At 66.8% G+C, this 4,223-nt stretch carries 5 protein-coding genes and 1 pseudogene; 3 read left to right on the top strand and 3 right to left on the bottom strand.

The genetic code is table 11. The features are described from left to right. Positions 1-28: 28 nt before the first annotated feature. Positions 29-169 (bottom strand): annotated as a pseudogene (locus x551_RS24655) (transposase domain-containing protein); the annotation flags it as partial. 15 nt (positions 170-184) lie between these two features. On the opposite strand from x551_RS24655, the gene x551_RS19090 reads away from it, so the two are divergent. The 3 genes from x551_RS19090 to x551_RS19080 are packed head-to-tail and all read left to right on the top strand — an operon-like array spanning position 185 to position 2,036. Beyond that, positions 185-754: a hypothetical protein gene (locus x551_RS19090; RefSeq protein ID WP_162531428.1), complete on the top strand. Its 570-nt coding sequence runs from the start codon at positions 185-187 to the stop codon at positions 752-754. Continuing rightward, positions 754-993, top strand: a complete 240-nt coding sequence (locus x551_RS19085) for a hypothetical protein (protein WP_036235837.1) — start codon at positions 754-756, stop codon at positions 991-993. The genes x551_RS19090 and x551_RS19085 overlap by 1 nt, the downstream gene beginning before the upstream one ends. Beyond that, positions 990-2,036, top strand: coding sequence for a hypothetical protein (locus x551_RS19080; protein WP_036235835.1), 1,047 nt, complete (start codon positions 990-992; stop codon positions 2,034-2,036). Before x551_RS19085 ends, x551_RS19080 begins: the two co-directional genes overlap by 4 nt. Before the next feature lie 508 nt (positions 2,037-2,544). On the opposite strand, the gene x551_RS19075 is transcribed toward x551_RS19080, so the two are convergent. Both x551_RS19075 and x551_RS19070 read right to left on the bottom strand, forming a co-directional pair. Beyond that, positions 2,545-3,369 (bottom strand): TniB family NTP-binding protein, encoded by an 825-nt coding sequence (locus x551_RS19075; RefSeq protein WP_051495930.1) that lies wholly within the window; start codon positions 3,367-3,369, stop codon positions 2,545-2,547. Between the two features lie 41 nt (positions 3,370-3,410). Then, a partial coding sequence (locus x551_RS19070) for a Mu transposase C-terminal domain-containing protein (protein ID WP_036235829.1) occupies positions 3,411-4,223 on the bottom strand: 813 nt, incomplete at its 5' end.

The raw sequence follows: 4,223 nt of genomic DNA, 5'->3' as shown, positions 1-4,223 counted from the left end.
CAACCCGTTTTGACGACCGGAGCGATGCTCAGGACAACGCCGGCGCCCAGCGATGCGGCAGCAGCTCTTCGATCCGGCTGGCCGGCTGCGTGGGCAGCCGCTCGAGCACGTCGCGGATGTAGGCGTACGGGTCGAGCCTGTTGAGCTTGGCCGAGTGGATGAGGCTCACTGGCTGCAGTCGCTGTTGTCGCAACGCTGCGGCGGCCACGTCCCCATGGTCGTATGGAGCCACACTGACTCCGGCGGCGCGGCCTCGGTCGGGCGCTTCCATGCCCACCTGCTGCACGCCAGCCGACACCCCCTGGCCAAGGCAGCACGCAGCCCCCTCGACCGTCAGCACATGCTCATTGAGCGCTGGGCAGAGCTGGCGTCTCAGGGCGGCGGGCGCTTCCTGGTCCTGGTCATCGACGAAGCGCAGGGCATGACGCAGCGGGAGTGGCTGTGGCTGGTCGAGCTGCACAGCCTGCTCGAGAAGGAGCGCATCCGCTTGTGCGTCTTCTCGGTCGCCTCGCTCCAGGTGTTCGACGAACCGGTTGGCATGGCCATGTCCGGCGGTGCGCACGTCGCGGCCCGCTTCATGCTGGCCTCGGCGCCGTTCCACGGCATCCGGGATGTCGACGAACTTCGCTTCGTCCTGTCCGGCTACGACGAGGGGACCGAGTGGCCACCCCGCTCTGGAATCTCGTTCACGGCGGGCCTCGCGCCCGAAGCGTGGGCCGGTGGGTTCAGGATGGCCCACCATGCCGAAGGCTGATGCAGGCGATGGTGCTCGAACTGCCTGCCAAGTACGAGGGCCCCATCGAGTTCCCGATGAAGACGGTGGCACAGGCCGCCCGGCATGCCCTGCTGCGCATCGCCGGCGGCGCTGAACCTCGGGATGTGATGTCCATCGACTCGTGGCGACGCATCGTCGCCGGCTGCGGTCATCAGGCACTCATGGCCATCGTGACGGCCTTGTCGCCGCGCTTGAAGCGCAGCGGATCGCGTGCATGACCACCGGCCCATCCGCGCGGCTGACCTGGCACCAGGGCAGTGTCCTGCCCTACTCCTCGCTCTGGCACACGGTTCAACGAGCGATGTCGCTGAACGCGCTGCGGCCCAAGGAGTTGGCGTTCTGCGGCCGCGGGGCTGACCAAGCCGGCATCCCACGGCACGTCAACCTGCTCTACAACGAAGCGGTTGACGGCCTGTGCGGCGCTCGCGTCGAAGCGCTGTCGATGCGGTCCCTGGCGCAGGCGTTGGGCGAGCAGGAAGCGGTGTTCGCATGGGCTCACCTGGGCCGCCTGCCGAGGTCGGTTCGCTCGCTCATCGCCCCGGGTATTCGTGTTTGCAGGACGTGCATGGCTCGGGGGTACCACAGCGCGCTGTACTCGCTGAGGCTGCTGCAGACCTGCCCGATTCACGGCTGCGAACTCGACGACCGCTGCAACTGCGGGGAGCTCTTCGCCGACGACCAGGTGGTCCTGCACCACATGAACGCTGGTTACTGCCGGTGTGGCCGCATGGCGTACTTCACCGGCCAGACGTGCCGTCGTCCGACCATGCGGCACGATGAGACGGCGCCGATGTCGGTGGTCGCGACGTGGCTGGAACGGCTGGCGGGTGTCATTCGGCCATCGCCGGGCGATCACCAGGCCCAGCGGGCACACGACCGGATCCTTCTGGACTCCGTCGGCGCCTGGTGCGCTGAGTTGAACCTCGGCAATCCTGGCTCGGCGATCACCCGCGACCCGCAGCCTCTGCGAGTGAGCATCAGCGTGGCGCGGCTGTCCACCATCGAGTGCGCAAACGCCGTCCGTCCAGCAACGCACAGTCGCCAGGGCGCAGCGTCGACTCGCGGTAAGCACAGCCTCTACTGGGCCGGTGACGATGCGACGACGACCTATCGGTCATTGGCGCGTCACATCAGGCGACACGTGGCCAGGGGCGCCGAGGCGCACGCGATCGACTTCATGTTGAACCCGGATCCTCTGCAGATGGGCGCCAGGATGTTGAGATCCGCAAACCCTGCTAACGGCGTCCGTGAACCGTGCTAGCGTCGCCAAGAGAGCCTGAACTCTGGACACCGACGTCTGTCAATCGCTTGCCGACGCCGGCTGAGGTAGCTCAAGAGCCGCCCCATGTTGCGATGCTTGCGCACCGTTGACCTTCCCACCCAGCTCGGTTCGCTTGGATGTTTGCCGCAGACGAATTCGTGCCCATGCAACCAACCAGCTGGCCAGCATGGCGCCGTGACATCCAAGGGATTGAGGAACAAGCAGGAGTGGCAGAACGGGAGGTCCTGTCTACTCGGCAGGGCCCCTGCGGACCGAGCGCAGCGATGATTTCGTTGCTCACGCGCGCAAGCCTTGCCAGAACCTCGCAGTCCCCTCCCCTGGGCGCTGGCACCTCGAGCCACGAGAGTTGCTCATCGGCGAAGATCTCCGTCACTCCCGCCGATGACGCCAGTTCGTCGACCGTCAATCGATAGCGCGATGCCATGCGGCCGAACCAGCTACCAAAGGCCTCGCCTTCAAACGGTCGATGCGCCACAGGCCAGGTCGATCACGACGGCCGATTTGCCACATGCTCGAGATGCCCCAGGGTGATGCGCTCGCTGCCGTCTCGGATGGCGGCCTCGGCCGCATCGTTGAGCAGCCGCGAGACCTCGCCAAGCAGCCCACCGCTGACCGCACTCAGGTACTGCACCAGCGGGCGCTGGGTCAGCTCTGATGGCCGCTTCAGCGGCAGTGCCGCCTCGAACGCAGCCAGGAGGCGGCGGAACTCCTCGCTCTCGCTCCAGCGGGGCATCTCAAGCGGCGTGAAGCGGCTGTGGATCTGGGCGTCGCTTTGGAACGCCACCGGCGCCTCGCTCGTGCCGACCGCAACGATGGCCATCCTCAGCTCGTTGGAGAGGTACTTCAGCAAGTTCAGCGAGCCGCGCTGCTCCCGTGCGCTGCCAGCCAGCAGGTGGTGCACCTCGTCGACGATCAACAGCCGCGGCCCTATTCGGCGCAGGATGTCGCAAGCCACTTGCTCCAGGCTCGCCAACGTCGAATTGGGGCCTTGGGGTACCCCCACTGCCGTCAGCAACGCCCGGTAGAAGCGCCGCTGATCGGGAGACGGCGGCATCTGCAGGCTGATCACGGGTCTGTGCTCGACGCCGCGCACAGCGTCGAAGGCAGGCGGATGTTCACGAAGGAACTTGGCCACGATCAGCGTCTTGCCGATGTTGGACGGACCGTGCAGCAGCATGCAGGGCATGCGTTCTCGCTGCGGGGTGTCCAGGAGCCGTTGCAGCCGTTGCAGCGCCTGCGTTGCGCGTGGGTAGTCGATCCAGCGGTCGGTCCGCAACGCCCGCACCCGCTGCTCGTCGTCGAGGTCGAGCATCTGCCTCGCTGCGGGATGAAGGTGGGAGCGCTCGCGCACGATCACTTCCAGATCTCCACGGCGTAGGGTGTCACCGGTTTGCTGTAGTCCACTTCCGTCGGCTGCCCAGAGTCGCGGGTCTGAAGTTCAGTCGAAGGCGCCGCCGGTGGCGCCTTCGAGTTGCGGCGCGCCCGGCGTGCCGATCGCTCGGCTTGCTCCACGATCTGTCGTTGCGAACCGATGGCGCGGAAGACATGCTCTTCGGACACCCGGGGCACATGCGCCGCCCTGAGGGCTCGCACGGCGGCACGCTGCTCCCACAGCGTGATGCGAGGGCGCCGCAGGTCGGCGTAGTTCGCTTGCACATAGTTGCGCCCGTCGGCGCTGACGAAGATCCTCGACAGGTCCTCGGGGTGGTAGCGCACCCTCACCCTCTGCCGCTGTTCGCGCCAGACGACGAACACGGGGTTCCAGTAGCGGATGTAGAAAATGGTCAGGCCATCGGCCTGGATCGAGCGGTGGGCCAGCGGCATGAAGTTGATCAGCAGCTTCATGGCCTCATCGTGCCCAGGCGCCAGTTGGCGTGGGGCACGCTGTTCAACCAGTGACTGCCATGCCGCGAAGGGGGTGGAGCGGAACAGGCCCCGATGCTCGCTGTGGTGGTAGCGCTCGCCTACTTCGAGGGCCAGCCAACGCTCGAATTCCTCCAAGGTCAGACAGGCGCGTTGTTCGGGCTTGCGCGCCTTGCGGCCGCGCGGCGAGTTGCCGGTGGCGCCGGGCAGACCCTTCAGCCGCTGCATCAGCGTGCGGTTCATGCGCTCGATGTGGCCGCCATAGTTCGGGCGGCCGACCGGCCGGTGGTCGAGCTCGATGCC

The sequence above is a fragment of the Methylibium sp. T29 genome (assembly GCF_000576205.1).
Lineage (GTDB): Bacteria > Pseudomonadota > Gammaproteobacteria > Burkholderiales > Burkholderiaceae_C > Methylibium > Methylibium petroleiphilum.
Note: the sequence above shows the minus strand (reverse complement) of the source record. Positions and strands in the feature narration are given on the sequence as shown.